This window comes from Arthrobacter sp. 10N410, from assembly GCF_056394945.1.
Map to the genome: position 1 here is coordinate 280,585 of NZ_JBFTIP010000002.1, position 18,115 is coordinate 298,699.

The following is an 18,115-nucleotide window of genomic DNA, read 5'->3' on the forward strand; positions in this document are numbered from 1 at the left end:
GTCAGTTGAGGCCGCGGCGCTTGAGCAGCGGTTCGAGCCGGGCTTCCCGGCCCCGGAAGGCGCGGAAGGATTCCAGCGGGTCGCGGCTGTTGCCCCGGGAGAGCAGCTCGGCCCGGAAGAAGTCACCGTTCGCCCGGGTCAGGCCGCCGTTTTCCTTGAACCATTCGACCGTCTCGGCGTCGAGCACCTCGCTCCAGATGTAGGAGTAGTACCCCGCGGCGTACCAGCCGCCGGCAAAAATGTGCTGGAAGTAGCCGGTGCGGTAGCGCGGCGGGATCAGGCTGTGCGCGACGCCGGCGGCGGCCAGGGCCTTGGCCTCGAACTCCAGCGCGTCCTCGGGGATCTCGGTACCGTCGAGCACGTGCCAGGCGAGGTCCAGCAGCGCGGCGCCAAGGTACTCGGTGGTGCCGAAGCCCTCGCCCCAGAGGGCGGCTTCGTTGAGCTTGTCCACCGCTTCCTGCGGCAGCGGCTCGCCGGTGGCGTGGTGCCGGGCGTAGTTGGCGAGCACCTCCGGCCACATGATCCACATTTCATTGACCTGCGAGGGGTACTCGACGAAGTCACGCGGCACCGAGGTGCCGGCGAACCTCGGGTAGGTGACCGAGGAGAACAGCCCATGCAGGGCGTGGCCGAACTCGTGGAAGGTGGTCCGCAGCTCGTCCAGGGTCAGCAGCGTCGGCTCGCCGGCCGGCGGCTTGGAAATGTTGAGGTTGTTGATCACCACGGGCCGGGTGTTCAGCAGTCCGGATTGCTCCACGAGGGAGTTCATCCAGGCCCCGCCGCGCTTCGAATCCCGGGTGTAATAGTCGCCCAGGAACAGGCCGAGGTCGGTGCCGTCGGAGTTCTTTACCTCCCAGACCCGGACATCGGGGTGATAGCCCTCAAGGTCGGTGCGTTCGTGGAAGGTGATGCCGTACAGGGCGGTGGCGGCGAAGAAAACTCCATCCCGGAGCACCCGGTCCAGCTCGAAGTACGGCCGCAGGGCCTGCTCGTCCACCGAGTACCGTTCACGCTTCACCTGCGCCGAGTAGTAGGCCCAGTCCCAGGCCTCGAGCGGGTGGCCGGCGACCTCCGCCAGCGCCTCCGCCTCGGCGTCGGCGTTCCGGACGGCGGCCGGGGCGAGCCGGTTCATCATGGCCTGCACGGCCTCGAAATCGGGGGCGGTCTGCTGGTCCACACTGAGCTCGGCAAAGTTGGCGAAGCCAAGGAGGCCGGCCTTCTCCGCGCGGAGCCGGACCATGTCCTTGACCAGGTCCAGCACATCGAGGTCGCCACCGCCGCTGCCACGGCCAACCGACGCCTCGAAAAGCCGGCGCCGCACCTCCCGGTTCTCCAGGGCGGCCAGCGCGGGCTGGTTGCTGGGCTGGATCAGGGTGAGCAGGAATTTCCCCTCGTGCCCCGCGGTGCGCGCGGCTTCGGCGGCGCTGGCGACGTCGTCCGCCGGGAGACCGGCGAGCTCGGCGGCGTCGTCCAGCAGCAACGAGGCGGACTTCATGCCCTCCTTGACCCGTTGGCCGAACTCGGTCCCGAGGGTGGACAGCTCGGCGTTGATGGCCTTGAGCCGTTCCTGGCCGGCCGCGTCGAGCTGGATGCCGGTCTGGCGGAACTCTTTGAGGTATTCCTCCACGAGCCGGTTTGATTCCGCGTCCAGCCGGTCGGTGTTGATGGCGGCGAAGCGCTCGAACAGCCCCCGGTTCAGGTACACCGCGTCCTGGTGGGCCGAGAAGCTGGGGGAGAGGCGGGTCTCGAGCTCCCGGATGGCCTCCGAGGCGTCCGCGGACACCAGCGTGAAGAACGACGCCGCGGCACGCTGCAGCAGCTGTCCGGAGCGCTCCATCGCCAGCGCCGTGTTCTCGAAGGTCGCAGGCTCCGGGTCCGCCACGATGGCCTGGATCTCGGCCAGGTGTTCGGCGAGGCCGGCCTCGACGGCCTCGGAGTAGTGCTGGACCTCGATGTCCGCGAATGGCGGCAGTCCGTAGGGCAGGGTGCTGGGGCTCAGGAGGGGATTGGTCATGAAATAACTCTTTCATGCACAGCGCCGGTTCTCAATGGACCGCTAGGCGTGTTGTGACCCGGGCCACCGTACGATGACAAAATGCGAATCATCACCCCCACGCTGCGCGGACGGCTGCTGGCCGGGTCCGCCGCGGCTCTCCTGGCGGTCTCCCTGGCGTCCTGCGGCCTCGTCGCCCGCCCGGACTCCAGCGCGGGACCGTCCTCGGCGGCTGCCGCCAATACTGCCGGGACCACTGCCTCTGGAACCCCGGGATCCACGCCGGACGCGACGCCGACACCCACCCCGACGCCGACGCCGGGGAAGGGGCCGGCCTGCGCCGCCATCCGCTGCACCACTGTCCTGGTCACCGGGGACATGCTGGTCCACGCCCAGCTCTGGGAGCAGGCCCGTGCCGACGCCCTCGCTACCGGTGCCAAGGGCCTGGACTTCGAACCGCTGCTGGCGGGCCAGCGCAAGTACATCGAAAAGAGCGACCTCGCGGTCTGCCATCAGGAAACGCCGGTCTCCGGACCCACCGGGCCGTTCTCCGCCTACCCGTCGTTCAACGTGCCGCCGCAGATCATCACCGCCGCCCAGCAGGTGGGCTACCAGGCGTGCACCACCGCCAGCAACCACACCATCGACCAGGGCACCGCGGGCCTGGTCCGCACCCTCGACGCCCTCGACGCGGCCGGACTGCAGCACACCGGCTCCTACCGCAGCGAAGCCGACTCCCGCGGCGTGATGATCCTGAATACCGCCGCCGCCACGGTGGCCGTGATCGAGGGCGCCTACGGTTTGAACGGGCAGACCCCGGAGCACGCCTGGCAGGTGGACATGCTCGATCCCGCCGCGATGATTGCCAAGGCCCGCAAGGCGAGGGCACTCGGGGCGGACATCGTGCTGGGCGTCATGCATGCCGGGGACGAGTACTCCAACGTGCCGAACGAGCAGCAGCGCACCGTGGCCCACGCGCTGGTGGACAGCGGCCAGTTCACCATGATCTACGGCCACCACACCCACTCGGTGCTCCCGATTGAGCGCTACAAGGGGACCTGGATCGTGTACGGGCTGGGCAACGGCGTCACCGAACTCTCGCCCTGGTACGTGGTGAACAACGAGGGGCTGCTGGTGCGGGCGCAGTTCAGCCAGGACGCCGCGGGCAAGTGGTCCGCCTCGGACCTGGCCTGGGCGCCCTCGGTCATTGTGCGCGGGCCCTACCGCTGGTGTTCGGTCGCCTCCGACGCCCCGCAGGGTCCCTGCGCCGGTGCCGCCGCGGACGCGGCCACCCGGCTCCGGACCCGGACCGTGGTTGAATCGATGGGCGCTGCCGCGGCAGGCGCCCATGAACTGCTGATCACGAAGGAGCGGTAGCCCTGGACACACTGAGCGAACGACGGCGGACTGTCGGCGCGCACGGTGCCGAGCTGGCCGTCGTCGAATACGGCCGGCAGCCGGGTCCGGACGTTCCGACGTTGCTGCTGGTGCACGGGTATCCTGATGACCACCGGGTGTTCCTGCCGGTCATCCGGGAGCTTGCCGCAACGCACCACGTGGTCGCGTACGACACCCGCAATGCGGGCGCCTCCGTCGTCGTCGGGAGCCCCGGCGACTTCAGCCTGGCCACGCTGGTGGACGATCTTTTTGCCGTGCTCGACGCCGTCGGAGCCGCCGGGGTGCATCTGGTTGGCCACGACTGGGGGTCGATCCAGGGCTGGGCAGCGGTGCAGGATCCGCGTGCCGCCGGTGTGATCCGCCGCTACACGAGCATCTCCGGCCCGGACCTGCGCCACTTCTCGCGCTGGGTGCGCTCACGGCTCCGGGACCCCCGGTCCTGGCGGCAAGCGGCCGGGCAGTTGCTGCGCAGCTGGTACATCGCGGCGTTCCTGGTCCCGGTGCTGCCGGAGGCTGCCTGGCGGCTGTTCCTGACCCGGCGCTACGAGCGGGGCGCCAAACGCAGCGTCGGCAACGACCCGGTCCGCGGGCTGGCCCTGTACCGCAGCAACTTCCGGTCCGCCCGGAACTGGCCTGCACCCGCGCGGGTGGCGATGCCGGTGCAGGTGGTGGTCCCGTTGCGGGACCCCTTCCTGTCCCCGCACCTGGTGGAGGGGCTTGAGGCGTGGGTGGATGACCTGCGCGTGGTGAGGGTGGACAGCGGCCACTGGTGGCCGGCTACCCGGCCGGCCGAGCTCGCGGCGCTGCTCAGGAACAGCGGAGCCGGAGGATGACGACGACGGCGGCGCCCGCGGTCCATTTGCTCTGCGGGCTCAACGGTGCGGGCAAAACGACGCTGGCCCGGGAACTTGAGGCAACCTTACCGGCCGTGCGGTTCAGCCTCGACGACTGGATGCTGCGGCTGTATCCGGGCTTGCACTACGCGGCCGAGGAGTTCGGCGGCCGCGCAGAGAGCTGCAAACTGCTCATCTGGGACACGGCTGCGCAGGTCCTGCGCGCCGGGACGGATGTGGTCCTCGACTGGAACCAGTGGAGCCGCGCCCGGCGGGCGCTGTGGCATGGGAAGGCGACCGCGGCCGGGTTCGACGTCGTGCTGCATTATCTCCAGACGCCCTTGGACACCGCCCTTGAGCGTGTCCGCCGGCGGACCCTGGCGGAAGAACCGGGTTCCCATGCGTTGGAGGACTCCGGGGTCCGGCACCTGGCGGCAATCTTCGAGGAGCCGGGGGAGTCGGAGGGGCTGGAGATCCTCCGGGTGTCGGGCAACTGACCGCGGCGTCCGGCGCTTCTCAATTCGTCAGCGAACCCGACAGATTGCGGGCCATAAAGACGCTGTTGGGGTCGGGCAGGTAATCGGCGAACGGCTGGCAAAGGACAAATTCGTGCCGTTCATAGAGCCGCCGTGCCGGTGCGAAGAAGTCCTCCGACCCCGTTTCCAGGCACACCCGGCCGTAGCCGCGGTTCCGTGCCTCGTCGAGGATCCGGGCCAGGAGGAGTGCGGCGATGCCACGGCCGCGGGCGTGGAGCGCTGTCCGCATCGACTTGATCTCGCCCTCGCCCGCGCCGAGGTCCTTCAGCGCTCCGCAGCCAAGCAGCGCGCCGCCGCCGTCGCGCGCGGTCCAGAAGGCGATCTCCGGACCGGCCAGCGCGTCCGGGTCCAGGGCGTGCACGCTCTCGGCCGGTGAGGTCGCATACATGTCCGCGAGGTGTTCTTCCAGGAGGCGCCGGACGTCCGGGCGCGCCGGGTTGTCGCGGGCAACCTTGATCATGCGGCGCGCGTCAGCGGGGCCGGCGGGCCGCGTGATCGCGGGCCAGGACGGCGTACGAGTCATCCGGGGTGCCCGGTGAGAAGCTGCCGTACTTGCGCTCGACGGCGGTTTTGATCAGGAAGTCTGCCAGCGCGGGGTTCTTGGGCAGCAGCGAGCCGTGCAGGTAGCTGGCGACGATGTTGCGGTAGCGGGCGCCTTCCTGGCCGTCGCTGCTGTTGTTGCCGGTGCCCTTGGCCGTGGTTCCCAGCGGCGCGACGCCCGGGCCCAGCGTGGTCTGGCCGCTGTGGTTTTCGTAGCCCAGCACGGTGCCGAATTCGGGGGAGGCCACCGAGACGTTGCCGATCAGCCGTTCGTCCGTGCCGTGCGTCTCGACGTCCAGGATGCCGATGCCCGGGATGACGGAGCCGGTCCTGGTCTTGAAGAACTTCCCGAACAGCTGGTACAGCCCGCAGATCACCAGCATCGGCGTGCCGGCCTCGGCGAGTTCCTTCAGGACGGTCTCGCGGGAGAGCAGGTCATCCTGGATCACCAGCTGGCCGCTGTCCTGGCCGCCGCCGCCCACGATCAGGTCGACGCCTGCGGGGAACTCGTCCCCGACGTTGTACTCGAGCAGTTCCGGGGTGTACCCGTGCCAGCGCAGGCGCTGGGCCAGGACCAGGGCGTTGCCCCAGTCGCCGTAGATGTTCATGTCCCGTGGATAGAGCTGCAGCACGCGGACGCTGCCCTTGCTGGGGGCCGGGGTGTCCTCGGGGGGCAGTTCGTGCCCGAAGGAGAGCCCGTTCGGGGTTTCGGGGGACGCGGGGGTCATGAGACCACCTCCACTGTGGTGATTTTGGACAGCTCGCGGCGGATGGCCAGCATGGCCGTGTAGGTGCAGAAAATCCGCTTCGGCTTGTCCTTGGAGCCGCGGATGAAGGCGGCAAGGGCGGCGGCGATGTCCGTGTCGACGGCGCCGATCGCCACGTCGTCGTATTGCAGCCGGAGCGCCATGTCGTAGGCGCGCGAGCCGGAGAGCTGGTCCACGCCGCCGTCGCGCAGGGTGTCGAATTCGACGTCCCACAGCCAGGACATGTCCCGGCCGTCCGCGTAGTTGTCATTGATGGCGATCATCGTGGCGTAGCCGGCGGCCGGGAAGGACTTCAGGCCGAGGCGGAAGCCGCTGGGGTTCTTGACCAGGACCAGTTCCAGCGGCAGTCCGTCGACGACGAGGCTTTCGCCGCGTCCGAAGGCAGGGGCAACGTTGGAAAGCGCCGTCAGCAGGCCGGCGTGGTCGGTGCCCGTGCCGCGGGCGCCAGTGATGGCCCGCGCCAGGGTCAGGGCAGCCGCAGCGTTGAAGATGTTGTAGACGCCGCGGAGCTTCATCCCGGTGCTGACCGTCGCGCCGTCGTACTCGAAGTCGGCGTCGTCCGCGCCCACCCGGCGGAGGACGACGTCGGCACCCGGCTTGGCGGGGGCCGGAGGCACCGGGCTGCCCGGCGCGGCACGCATTTCGTCGTCGTTGGGGAACGTGCTGAGCAGCGAATCATCGAGGCCGAAGTAGCGGACCTCGGGACCGCCGGCCGCCGGGCCGTCGAGCGTGTCGGCGATGCGGGCCACGCGCGGGTCCTCGCGGTTCAGGACGACGGTCCCGGAGGTCTTGGCGGCGATGTGCTGCAGCAGCTCGGCAGTCTTGTCGATCTCGCCGAAGCGGTCCAGCTGGTCGCGCAGGACATTCAGCAGCAGGCAGTAGCGCGGCGGGACCTTGTTGACGAAGTGCACGGCGTGGGCCTCGTCGAGTTCCAGGACGGCGACGTCGGCGTCGAGCCGGCCGCGCCAGTCCACCTCGCCGAGCAGCGCCGCGGCCACGCCCCGGGTGAAGTTGCTGCCGGTGCGGTTGGTGAAGACCTTCAGGCCCTGGCTCTCCAGCAGTTCCACGACCATCTTGGTGGTGGTGGTCTTGCCGTTCGTGCCGCTGACGACGGCGACGCCCAGCGGCAGCGTGGAGAGCGTCCGTTGCATGAAGCCGGGGTCGATTTTTTCGACCACCAGACCGGGGAGGGCTGAGCCTCCGCCCCGGAGCCGGGAGACCCGGCGGACGAGCTTGCCGAGCGGAACGCTGAAGTAGAGCATGCTTTGTAATATATCCCAGCGGCGGCATGGAACCCGGTCCGGGGGCGCGCTCCGGTGCGGCCCCGGGGAGCGCGGCGCATTATGCTGGCACCATGACCACCCCCCTTTCTTTGCCTGGTTCCGGCGCGGGATCAGGCCTCCGGATCGGCGTCCTGGCGCTCCAGGGCGACTTCCGTGAACACCTGCACGCCGTGGAGGCAGCCGGCGCCACGGGCGTCGGCGTCCGCCGCCCCGCCGAGCTGGACGGCCTTGACGGCCTCATCATTCCCGGCGGGGAATCGACGACCATCGACAAGCTCGCCCGGATGTTCGAACTGCGGGATCCGCTGCGCGAACGCATCCAGGCCGGTCTGCCGGTCTATGGTTCCTGCGCCGGCATGATCCTGCTGGCGGCGGACATCGCCGACCCGGCCCTGGACCTTGCCGGCAACCCCCAGCAGACCTTCGGCGGCCTGGACATCACGGTCCGCCGCAACGCCTTCGGCCGGCAGCGGGAATCGTTCGAGACCGACCTTGAGTTCAAGGGGCTGGAGTTCAGCGCCGATGAATCCGGCGTGGCCCCGGTGCACGCCGTGTTCATCCGCGGACCCTGGGTGGAGCGCGTCGGCGCGGGCGTTGAGGTCCTGGCCCAGGTGGAACCGTCCAAGGCCGGCCACCCGGAATCCCTCGACGGGACGGCTAGAATTGTTGCTGTGCGTTCCGGCAAGCTGCTGGCCACCTCCTTCCACCCGGAAGTGACGGGGGAGAAGCGCGTGCACGAATTGTTTATTCGAATGATCAGAGGAGAAGCGTAAAGCATGTCAGGCCACTCCAAATGGGCGACGACCAAGCACAAGAAGGCCATCCTGGACAGCCGCCGGGCCAAGTCGTTCGCCAAGCTGATCAAGAACATCGAAGTTGCCGCGCGCATGGGCGGACCCGACCTCGCCGGCAACCCGAGCCTGGAACTCGCCGTCACCAAGGCCAAGAAGACCTCGGTCCCCGCTGACAACATCGACCGCGCCATCAAGCGCGGCGCCGGCCTCACCGGCGAGGTCGTGGACTACACCGAGATCATGTACGAATGCCGCGGACCGCAGGGTTCGGCCCTGCTGATCGAGTGCCTTACGGACAACAAGAACCGCGCGGCCTCCGAGGTCCGGCTCGCCATCTCCCGCAACGGCGGCACGATCGCCGATCCCGGTTCGGTCAGCTACCTGTTCTCCCGCAAGGGCGTCGTCTCGCTGCCCAAGAACGGCCTGAGCGAGGACGACGTGCTGATGGCCGTCCTGGACGCCGGCGCCGAGGAAGTCAAGGACAACGGCGACAGCTTCGAGATCCACTCCGAACCGACTGACCTGCAGGCCATCCGCGATGCGCTCAAGGAAGCCGGAATCGATTACGACACCGACGAGGCCGAGTTCGTGCCCTCCATGCAGGTGCCGCTGGACCTCGACGCCGCCAAGAAGTTCATGAAGCTCGTGGATGCCCTGGAAGAGCTCGACGACGTGCAGAACGTCTACAGCAACGCAGACCTCAGCGACGAAGTGCAGGCCGCACTGGAAGCCGAGTGACCCTTCGCGTCCTCGGCGTCGATCCGGGCCTCACCCGCTGCGGCATCGGCATCGTGGACGTCGAGAAAAACCGGCGCGCCACGATGGTGGCGTTCGGCGTCGTCGGTACCTCCCCGGAGGAGAGCCTGGACCAGCGGCTGCTTGTCATCGCCACCTCGATCGACGACTGGCTGGACAAGTATGAGCCGCAGGTCCTCGCCGTCGAACGTGTCTTCTCCCAGCTCAACGTCAGCACGGTCATGGGTGTGGCCCAGGCCTCCGGCGTCGTGATCGCGGCCGCCGCGCGCCGCGGCATCCCGGTGGCGTTGCATACGCCCTCGGAGGTCAAGGCCGCCGTGACCGGCAGTGGAACGTCCAACAAGGACGCTGTCACCAAGCTCGTCACCAAGATCCTGCGGCTGGATGCCCCGCCGCGGCCAGCCGATGCCGCCGATGCGCTGGCACTGGCCATCACACACGCGTGGCGGGCCGGCAGTGGTGCCGCGGTGGCCACCACAGGGCCGGGAAGCCAGTCCCTTACCCCGGCCCAGCGCGCCTGGGCCGACGCGGAGGCCAAGGCGCGCCGCGCGCGCTGAATGTCCGGGACGCTTGCTAGGGTATTCGTAGATATGTTCGGATAGCCGGCTGCCAACCCAGCCGTAGACCCAGGAGCCAGGCCTTGATCAGTTTTCTCCGCGGAACCGTAGCGCACGTTGGCCTGTCCTCGGCAGTGATCGACCTCAACGGCGCCGGCATGAGCGTCAACGCGACGCCGCAGACCCTCAGCAAGCTCCGCGTCGGGGACGAGGGCAAGCTCTTTACTTCCCTGATCGTGCGCGAAGACTCGCTGACCCTTTTCGGCTTCTCCAGCGACGACGAACGTGAGGTCTTCGACGTGCTGCTCAGCGTCAGCGGCGTCGGCCCGCGCCTGGCCCTGGCCGTCCTGGCCGTCCATGAGCCCGAGGCGATCCGGGTCGCCGCGCATTCCGGTGACGGCAAGGCCTTCACCAAGGTTCCCGGAATCGGCCCCAAGGTCGCCGGCCGGATCGTGCTGGAACTGGCCGGCAAGCTGGTCCCGCACGGCACGCCCGGAGGCTCCGCGGCGGCCGTGTCCGCCGAAGCCGTGTGGAAGCCGCAGGTGGTTGCCGCGATGACGAGCCTGGGCTGGTCCGAGAAGGACGCCACCGCCAGCATCGACAAGTCACTGGCTGATTCCCCGGAGCTCGCCGAGAAGGGCAACGTCGCGGAAATCCTCCGCGCCACGCTGCGCTGGCTGGGCCAGGACGGCGCCCGCGCCGGCAACAGGGTAGGCGCCCGTGGCTGAGCCGTCGCTCGTCGCCGGGGGCGAGGAACCCGAGGAGCGCGCGATCGAGGCCGCCCTCCGGCCCAAGAACCTGCACGACTTCGTGGGCCAGCACCGGGTCCGCAAACAACTCTCCCTCGTCCTGGAGGCCTCCCGGATGCGCGGCCGCAGCGCCGACCACGTGCTGCTGTCCGGGCCGCCCGGCCTGGGCAAGACCACGCTGTCCATGATCATCGCCGCCGAGATGAACGCCCCGCTGCGGATCAGCAGCGGCCCGGCCATCCAGCACGCCGGTGACCTGGCCGCCATCCTCTCCTCGCTGTCCGAGGGCGAAGTCCTCTTCCTCGACGAGATCCACCGGATGTCCCGCCCGGCCGAGGAGATGCTCTACATGGCCATGGAGGACTTCCGCGTCGACATCGTCGTCGGCAAGGGCGCCGGGGCCACCGCCATCCCGCTCGAGCTCCCGCCCTTCACCCTGGTCGGCGCCACCACCCGCGCCGGGCTGCTGCCGGGGCCGCTGCGGGACCGGTTCGGTTTCACCGGCCACCTCGAGTTCTACTCCGTCGAGGAGCTCGAACTGGTGCTGCGGCGCTCCGCCGGCCTGCTGGACCTGAAGGTGAATTCGGCCGGGTTCAGCGAGATCGCCGGCCGGTCCCGGGGCACGCCCCGAATTGCCAACCGCCTGCTCCGCCGCGTCCGGGACTGGGCTCTGGTGCACGGCGTGGATCAAATCGACGCCCGGACGGCGTCCGCTGCCCTCGACATGTACGAAGTGGACAAACGCGGCCTGGACCGCCTGGACCGTGCCGTCCTGGAGGCGCTGATCACCAAATTCGGCGGCGGACCGGTGGGCCTGTCCACCCTGGCGATCGCCGTCGGCGAGGAAACCGAAACGGTGGAAACCGTCGCCGAACCATATCTGGTCCGGGAGGGTCTGCTGGGCCGGACGCCGCGCGGTCGGATTGCCCTGGCCCCGGCGTGGACCCACCTGGGTTTTGCGGTGCCCGCCGGCGCCTTCGGGCAGGACCCGCTGGACCTGTTCCAGGCCGGCACCCCCGATAGTGGACCGGCCGGCTTCGGCGTGGATGCCGAGGGCGAAGTCGATCCGGAATGGATCCGTAATAGTCAATAGCACTCGCTAGTGACCTTTTCCCTTTAGACTGGTATGACGCTCGGCACGTTCGGGCCATTGTTTCCGTGTGCGGCTACCGCTAGCCGCTGCCGGCCGGGCATGATTTTCTGCCAGGTCTACTGCCAGGGCCCACACCAGGCGGCCCCGGAACGGAACGGACGTTGCTGTGAAACCAGCTTGCAAGTACAGAACGGAACTTTCCCCTTGGATCCAATGACTATTCTCCTGTTCGTCATGCTCGGCGTGTTCGTCTTCATGATGTTCCGCCGCAACAAGAAGACGCAGCAGCAGCAGGCAGAGCTCCAGTCGAAGTTCGGCACCGGCGTTGATGTCATGACCAGCTTCGGGCTGTTCGGCCGCATCGTTGAGATCGACGAAGCCGAGAACAAGGTTGTTTTGGAGCTCTCCCCGGGCAACACCGCCACCGTGCACCGCCAGGCCGTCACCAAGATCGTTGAGCCGGTTGTTGCCGCCGAGGAACCGACGGTTGTTCCGGACGATGCCTCCTCGCTGACCCTCGGGAAGACCGATGCCACCATCGACGGCGTCGACAGCGCCGCCACCGCCGGTGAGGCGCCCCGCCACGAAACGCCGGACGAAACCCTGCGCCGCCTGAACGACGAAGGCAAGAAAGACAGCTAGTCTGCCTCCTGAGCTATCCCGCGAAGCTACGGTGCGCGGGCATCCGCCGGTGCAGGCCTGACAGGCCGCACCGGCGGTTCCTCCGTAAACAATAGAAAGATCGACAATGGCACGAACTGGCCCCAAAAACTCAGCCCTCAGGGTGCTGGTCTGGCTTGGCGTAATTCTCGCCGTCTTGACTGCCGTCCTGGCGGGCGGCACCATGGCCGGGCAGGCGAGCTGGGCTCCCAAGCTGGCACTGGACCTTGAAGGCGGCACCCAGATGATCCTGGCGCCCAAGGTGGAGGGCGGTTCGGACATCAACGAAGAACAGCTCAACCAGGCCGTGGCGATCATCCGCCAGCGTGTGGACGGCTCCGGCGTCGCGGAAGCTGAAATCAGCACGCAGTCCGGCCGCAACGTCGTCGTCAGCCTTCCGGGCACTCCGTCGAAGGAGACCCGTGCGCTGATCCAGGCGTCGGCCGACATGAACTTCCGCCCGGTCATCCAGGCCGGCGCCGGCGCAGCCGTCCCGGTCGCGTCCCGGACCCCCGCGAACAAGCTGCCCAAGCCGACCGCCGCGCCCAAGAACAGCAGCGACGAGAACTGGGTCACCGCGGACGTCTACAAGAAGTTTGAGGCGCTCGACTGCGACAACCCGTCCCAGGACAAGCAGGAACGCTCCGATCCGGCCAAGCCGCTGGTTACCTGCGAACCCGCCTCCGACGGCAGGCCCGCAATCAAGTACATCCTCGGGCCGGTTGAGGTCAAGGGCTCGGACATCACGACCTCGTCCTTCCAGCTGCAGCGCGGCGCGCAGGGCGCGGTGACCAACCAGTGGGCTGTCGACATCCAGTTCAACGACGAGGGCACTGCCAAGTTCAAGACGGTCACCGAGCGGCTGAACAAGTTCTACGTCGCTGCCGGCGGCGAGACCGGTTCGGACCCGAAGGCGCAGTTTGCCATTGTCCTGGACGACCAGGTCATTTCCGCCCCGCGGGCCCAAGCCGTCATCACCGATGGCCGCCCGCAGATCACCGGCGGTTTCACCGAGCAGTCCGCCAAGGCCCTCTCCGACCAGCTGCGCTTCGGCGCCCTGCCGATCAGCTTCGAGATCCAGAGCGACCAGCAGATCTCCGCCACCCTCGGCGGTGAGCAGCTGCGGATGGGCATGCTGGCCGGCCTGATCGGCCTGCTGCTGGTTGTGGTCTACTCGCTGTTCCAGTACCGGGCGCTCGGCTTTGTCACCGTCGCCTCGCTCGTCGTCGCCGGTGCGCTGACCTACCTGGCCATCGCAATCCTCGGCTGGACCGAGAACTACCGCCTCTCGCTCGCCGGTGTGGCCGGCATCATCGTGGCAATCGGCCAGACGGCGGACTCGTTCATCGTCTACTTCGAACGCATCCGTGATGAGCTGCGCGAAGGCCGCGGCCTGGTCTCGGCCGTGGAAAACGGCTGGAAGCGGGCCAAGCGGACCGTGCTGGCGTCCAAGGCCGTCAACCTGCTGGCAGCCCTCGTGCTCTACTTCGTGGCGGTGGGCAACGTCCGCGGCTTCGCCTTCACCCTGGGCCTGACCGCAATCGCCGACCTGATCGTGGTCTTCATGTTCACCCATCCGACCCTGCAGGTCCTGGCCCGCACCAAGTTCTTCGGCGAAGGCCACAAGTTCTCGGGCCTTGACCCGAAGCGGCTCGGCGCCGTGCCCCTGTACCGGGGAGCCGGACGCATCCGCACGCCGGAGGACCGGCCGGTTGCGGCCCCGCGCGCCAAGAACACCGGTGCCGCGGCCGAGGCCGAACGCCGGATGACCATTGCAGAACGACGCCTCGCGGAAAAGCAGGAACAGCTTGCTGGTTCCTCCAAGAGCGCGTCCAAGGAGGGCAAGTAAATGGCCAGCTTCGCCACTTTCGGTAACGAGCTTTACACGGGCAAGCGCTCGTACGACTTTGTCGGTTCCAAGAAGATCTGGTTCCTGATCGCCGCGGCCGCCGTCGCGCTTTCCATCCTGCTGCCGATCGCCAAGGGCGGCTTCAACCTGGGCATCGAGTTCCGCGGCGGCTCGGAGTTCACGGTCTCCAACGTCAAGGACCGCGACGCCGCCCTCGGCGAGAAGGCCGTCCAGGAAGTCGTCTCCGGGAGCCTGCCGCGCGTCGCCAACGTCGCCGGCAACACCATGCGCATCCAGACGGACAAGCTCAGCGACGACGAGGTGATCAAGGTCAAGGAAGGCCTCACCAAGGCCTATGGCGTGACCGACAACGAGGTCACTTCGACGTTCGTGGGGCCCACCTGGGGCGCTGACGTGACCAAGCAGGCGCTGCTCGGCCTCGCCATCTTCGTGGGACTTGCCGCAGTCCTGATGGCGCTGTACTTCCGGACCTGGAAAATGTCCCTGTCCGCCCTCGCCGGCATGGCGGTAACGATGTTCGTCACGGCCGGGGTGTATTCGCTGAGCGACTTCGAGGTCACCCCCTCGGCCATCATCGGCTTCCTCACGGTGCTCAGCTACTCGCTCTACGACACCGTGGTGGTGTTCGACAAGATCCGGGAAAACACCTCGGACCTGCAGGCATCCACCAGGCGCACGTTCGCCGAAGAAGTGAACCTCGCCGTCAACCAGACGCTGGTGCGTTCCATCAACACCATGATGGTCGCCATCCTCCCGGTCGGCGCGATCCTCTTCATCGGGGCCGGACTGCTGGGCGCGGGCACCCTTCGGGATCTCTCGCTGGCGCTGTTCGTGGGCATCCTGATCGGCACCGCGGCGACCATCTTCGTCGCCGCCCCGCTGTACGCCTGGCTGCGCCAGGGGGAGCCGGACCTGATCAAGCAGGCCAAGCGCGTGCAGCAGCGCCGCACCGAGAATGCCGCCAAGGCGGCGCCGGCCACGGCCTAGCCGGCAGGCCCGCAGAAGACCGCCCGACGGGCCGGAGAACGTCCCCGCGACGTTCTCCGGCCCGTGGCCGTTGGTCCCGGTTATCGAAGTGTCCTGCTGCGGGAATAGACTTGAATAATTAACGGGTTGTGAGAGGTGCTTCATTGGAAGAACGTTCGACGCCGGTGCCTGCAGCCCCGGCGGATAAGGCTACCGGCCAGGGGCCCCAGACTGGCGTGGTCGCTGCCGGACGCCCGGACACTGCCGTGCCCGTCGACAACTCCGGAACCCGGCCCACCTTCCCCGGACGCCGCGAACGCACCCGCTCCCGGCTGGCGCGCCTGACCGGCCGCGGAACGCCCTCGTACTCGCCGATTCTGGAGCCGTTGCTGCGCACCGTGCGCGCCAACAACCCCAAGGACGACTTCGAACTTATCCAGCGCGCCTTCGTCGTGGCGGAACGATGCCACCGCGGACAAAAGCGCAAGAGCGGCGACCCGTACATCACACACCCGGTGGCCGTGGCGACGATCCTGGCCGAGCTGGGATTGAGCGGGACGACGCTGGCCGCCGCCCTGCTGCACGACACCGTCGAGGACACCTCGTATACCCTGGATGATCTCAAGGGTGAGTTCGGTCCGGAGGTGGCCATGCTGGTCGACGGCGTGACCAAGCTGGACAAGGTCAGCTTCGGCGAGGCCGCCCAGTCCGAGACCGTGCGCAAGATGGTCGTGGCCATGGCCAAGGACATCCGCGTGCTCATGATCAAGCTTGCGGACCGGCTGCACAACGCCCGCACCTGGCGTTTTGTCTCGGCCGAGTCCTCGGCCCGCAAAGCCCGCGAAACCCTGGAGATCTTTGCGCCGCTGGCCCACCGGCTCGGCATGAACACGATCAAGTGGGAACTCGAGGACCTCTCCTTCGCTGCGCTGTACCCCAAGGTCTACGAGGAAATCGTGCGCATGGTGGGGGACCGCACCCCAGAGCGGGAGAAGAACCTCGCCGTCATCCGCAACCAGATCACCGAGGATCTGCGCGCGGCCAAGATCAAGGCCACGATCACCGGCCGGCCCAAGCACTATTACTCGATCTACCAGAAGATGATCGTCCGCGATAAGGACTTCGACGACATCAACGACCTGATGGGTGTCCGGGTTCTCGTCGACTCGGTGCGCGACTGTTATGCAGCCCTCGGTGCCATGCACTCGCGCTGGAACCCGCTCCCGGGCCGGTTCAAGGACTACATCGCGATGCCGAAGTTCAACATGTACCAGTCGCTGCACACCACGGTGATCGGCCCGGGCGGCAAGCCGGTGGAAATCCAGATCAGGACCCACGAGATGCACCGCCGCGCCGAATACGGCGTCGCCGCGCACTGGAAGTACAAGGATCAGCCCAACCGCACGGCGGCCGGTCCGGGGAGCCCGCGCGACGGGGATATGGGCTGGCTGCGGTCGCTCGTGGACTGGCAGCAGGAAACCTCCGACCCCGGCGAGTTCCTCGATTCGCTGCGCTTCGAGATCAACGCCCGCGAAGTGTTCGTGTTCACGCCCAAGGGCGAGGTCATGGCCCTCCCGGCCGGTTCGACGCCGGTGGACTTTGCGTACGCGGTCCACACCGAAGTCGGGCACCGGACCATCGGCGCGCGCGTCAACGGCAAACTCGTCCCGCTCAACAGCGAACTCAACCACGGCGACTGGGTGGAGATCTTCACCTCCAAGGCCGAAGGCGCCGGCCCCAGCCAGGACTGGCAGCACTTCGTCAAGAGTGCCCGTGCGCGGAACAAGATCCGGCAGTGGTTCAGCAAGGAACGCCGCGAAGAGGCGATCGACCGCGGCAAGGAACTGCTCACCAAGGCAATGCGCAAGCAGAACCTTCCGCTGCAGCGCCTGATGACCCACGACGCCCTCGCCGCGATTGCCGAGGACTTCAAGTACGCGGACATCTCCGGGCTCTACGCGGGTGTGGGCGACGGCCACACCTCGGCCCAGTCCGTGATGGAGCGGCTCGTCGAGAGCCTCGGAGGGAACGAAACTCCCGAGGACGACCTCACCGAGATCTCGATCCCCACGCAGGTCACCAAGACGCGGTACTCGGACTCCGGCGTCGTGGTCCGCGGCGTCGATGACGTCTGGGTGAAACTGGCACGCTGCTGCACCCCGGTGCCGCCGGACCCGATCCTGGGCTTCGTCACACGCGGTTCCGGCGTCTCCGTGCACCGGACCGACTGCACCAACGTGTCCGGCCTGATGGACCAGCCGGACCGGATCGTCGAGGTGGAGTGGGCGCCGACCCAGTCCAGCGTCTTCCTGGTGGAAATCCAGGTGGAGGCCCTGGACCGCAAGTCCCTGCTCTCCGACGTCACCCGGATCCTCTCGGAGAACCACGTCAACATCCTGGCCGCTAGCGTGCACACCTCCACCGACCGGGTGGCGATCTCCAAGTTCGCGTTCGAGATGGGCGATCCAAAGTACCTGAGCCACGTGCTCAGTGCCGTCCGGCGCATCGACGGTGTCTTCGACGTCTATCGAACCACGGGCAACCGCCGCCGCAGCTAGCATCCCGGACCGGCTAACAATCCGGGAAAGTGCCGCGGTCCTGCTCCGGCAGCAAGGCCGCGAGTTTCGCCAGGGCCGACCTCCGGTACGGCAGCCGGGGCGTGGCCTCCACCGCGCGGATGAGCAACCGCAGCCGCACGTTCAGCTCCGGCGCGGCCAGGAAGGCTCCGAGGGCGGGCACTGCCCGCTCTGCGTCCACATGCAGGGCGATGTCCACTGCCGTCCGCAGCGGACTGGAGACCATGAGCCCGCCGAGGCTGACGACGTCGAACGGCCCCAGCCGCACCTCGTGGAAGGTGCAGCCGCGGGTGGCCCGGAGGCTTGAAACGCGCCGGTTGGCGTCCACGAGCAGGGCCGTCCGGTCCGGTTCCCCGGCGCAGCCGTAGATCCACGCCGCCGTCATCCGTCCCGCGACCACGCGCTGCCGGATTGGCGGCGGAATGGTGCAGGCCGCCGCCCGGGCGCGCAGCTGCGGGGTGGACGCGGCGCCGGGCGGGAGGTAACCGCGCTGGGAGAGTTGCGTCAGCACGCCGTCGGACGCCATGGCCTGCAGCTCCGCCCATGAGAACAGCGTCCCGGGGGAGTAGAGCACCGACGGCGCACCGCCGAGCCGGCCCGGACCGGACGCCGGCTGGCCGCCAGCCGCGGGGCCGGCACCCGGGGAACTGGCGGCGGGGTAGCCGGGGCGCAGGGTCATTCAGCCATCGTGCCGCGTGGCCCCGGACGCGAAACAGGCCCCGTCCCGGTCATGTGGATAACCGG

Annotated in this window: 17 protein-coding genes; 12 read left to right on the top strand and 5 right to left on the bottom strand. The window is 68.2% G+C overall.

Annotation, left to right across the window (positions count from 1 at the left end):
- Position 1: 1 nt before the first annotated feature.
- Positions 2–2,014 (bottom strand): M3 family metallopeptidase, encoded by a 2,013-nt coding sequence (locus tag AC1DB8_RS05825; RefSeq protein WP_476892451.1) that lies wholly within the window; start codon positions 2,012–2,014, stop codon positions 2–4.
- Between the two features lie 81 nt (positions 2,015–2,095).
- On the opposite strand from AC1DB8_RS05825, the gene AC1DB8_RS05830 reads away from it, so the two are divergent.
- The 3 genes from AC1DB8_RS05830 to AC1DB8_RS05840 are packed head-to-tail and all read left to right on the top strand — an operon-like array spanning position 2,096 to position 4,721.
- On the top strand, positions 2,096–3,370 hold the full coding sequence (locus AC1DB8_RS05830; RefSeq protein WP_476892452.1) for a CapA family protein: 1,275 nt from the start codon (positions 2,096–2,098) through the stop codon (positions 3,368–3,370).
- Between the two features lie 53 nt (positions 3,371–3,423).
- Complete coding sequence (locus AC1DB8_RS05835; RefSeq protein ID WP_476892675.1) at positions 3,424–4,224, top strand: alpha/beta fold hydrolase; 801 nt, start codon at positions 3,424–3,426, stop codon at positions 4,222–4,224.
- A complete protein-coding gene (locus AC1DB8_RS05840; RefSeq protein WP_476892453.1) occupies positions 4,221–4,721 on the top strand; it encodes a P-loop nucleotide/nucleoside kinase family protein in 501 nt (166 codons plus the stop codon). Before AC1DB8_RS05835 ends, AC1DB8_RS05840 begins: the two co-directional genes overlap by 4 nt.
- Positions 4,722–4,740: 19 nt before the next feature.
- On the opposite strand, the gene AC1DB8_RS05845 is transcribed toward AC1DB8_RS05840, so the two are convergent.
- From AC1DB8_RS05845 to AC1DB8_RS05855, 3 genes are read right to left on the bottom strand one after another with little or no spacing between them, the layout of a single operon-like run.
- A complete protein-coding gene (locus tag AC1DB8_RS05845) occupies positions 4,741–5,220 on the bottom strand; it encodes a GNAT family N-acetyltransferase (RefSeq protein ID WP_476892454.1) in 480 nt (159 codons plus the stop codon).
- 10 nt (positions 5,221–5,230) lie between these two features.
- Positions 5,231–6,028, bottom strand: a complete 798-nt coding sequence (locus AC1DB8_RS05850; protein WP_476892455.1) for a type 1 glutamine amidotransferase — start codon at positions 6,026–6,028, stop codon at positions 5,231–5,233.
- Positions 6,025–7,329, bottom strand: coding sequence for a MurT ligase domain-containing protein (locus AC1DB8_RS05855; protein ID WP_476892456.1), 1,305 nt, complete (start codon positions 7,327–7,329; stop codon positions 6,025–6,027). Before AC1DB8_RS05855 ends, AC1DB8_RS05850 begins: the two co-directional genes overlap by 4 nt.
- A gap of 92 nt (positions 7,330–7,421) precedes the next feature.
- On the opposite strand from AC1DB8_RS05855, the gene pdxT reads away from it, so the two are divergent.
- From pdxT to AC1DB8_RS05900, 9 genes are all read left to right on the top strand, one after another.
- Complete coding sequence (gene pdxT, locus AC1DB8_RS05860; RefSeq protein ID WP_476892457.1) at positions 7,422–8,123, top strand: pyridoxal 5'-phosphate synthase glutaminase subunit PdxT; 702 nt, start codon at positions 7,422–7,424, stop codon at positions 8,121–8,123.
- Between the two features lie 3 nt (positions 8,124–8,126).
- Entirely contained in the window at positions 8,127–8,882 is a 756-nt protein-coding gene (locus tag AC1DB8_RS05865) for a YebC/PmpR family DNA-binding transcriptional regulator (RefSeq protein ID WP_441417688.1), read from the top strand.
- Positions 8,879–9,457 carry a crossover junction endodeoxyribonuclease RuvC gene (gene ruvC, locus AC1DB8_RS05870; RefSeq protein ID WP_476892458.1) on the top strand — a complete coding sequence of 193 codons (579 nt, stop codon included), beginning with the start codon at positions 8,879–8,881 and terminating at the stop codon, positions 9,455–9,457. The genes AC1DB8_RS05865 and ruvC overlap by 4 nt, the downstream gene beginning before the upstream one ends.
- Positions 9,458–9,540: 83 nt before the next feature.
- Positions 9,541–10,185: a Holliday junction branch migration protein RuvA gene (gene ruvA, locus AC1DB8_RS05875; protein WP_476892459.1), complete on the top strand. Its 645-nt coding sequence runs from the start codon at positions 9,541–9,543 to the stop codon at positions 10,183–10,185.
- Positions 10,178–11,299 (top strand): Holliday junction branch migration DNA helicase RuvB, encoded by a 1,122-nt coding sequence (gene ruvB, locus AC1DB8_RS05880; protein WP_441417691.1) that lies wholly within the window; start codon positions 10,178–10,180, stop codon positions 11,297–11,299. The genes ruvA and ruvB overlap by 8 nt, the downstream gene beginning before the upstream one ends.
- A gap of 213 nt (positions 11,300–11,512) precedes the next feature.
- Positions 11,513–11,941 carry a preprotein translocase subunit YajC gene (yajC, locus tag AC1DB8_RS05885; RefSeq protein WP_441417692.1) on the top strand — a complete coding sequence of 143 codons (429 nt, stop codon included), beginning with the start codon at positions 11,513–11,515 and terminating at the stop codon, positions 11,939–11,941.
- Positions 11,942–12,047: 106 nt separating this feature from the next.
- Positions 12,048–13,808, top strand: a complete 1,761-nt coding sequence (secD, locus tag AC1DB8_RS05890; protein WP_441417693.1) for a protein translocase subunit SecD — start codon at positions 12,048–12,050, stop codon at positions 13,806–13,808.
- Positions 13,809–14,816 carry a protein translocase subunit SecF gene (gene secF, locus AC1DB8_RS05895; RefSeq protein ID WP_476892460.1) on the top strand — a complete coding sequence of 336 codons (1,008 nt, stop codon included), beginning with the start codon at positions 13,809–13,811 and terminating at the stop codon, positions 14,814–14,816.
- Between the two features lie 143 nt (positions 14,817–14,959).
- A complete protein-coding gene (locus AC1DB8_RS05900; protein ID WP_441417695.1) occupies positions 14,960–17,353 on the top strand; it encodes a RelA/SpoT family protein in 2,394 nt (797 codons plus the stop codon).
- A gap of 13 nt (positions 17,354–17,366) precedes the next feature.
- On the opposite strand, the gene AC1DB8_RS05905 is transcribed toward AC1DB8_RS05900, so the two are convergent.
- On the bottom strand, positions 17,367–18,050 hold the full coding sequence (locus tag AC1DB8_RS05905; protein WP_476892461.1) for a hypothetical protein: 684 nt from the start codon (positions 18,048–18,050) through the stop codon (positions 17,367–17,369).
- Positions 18,051–18,115: the final 65 nt, after the last annotated feature.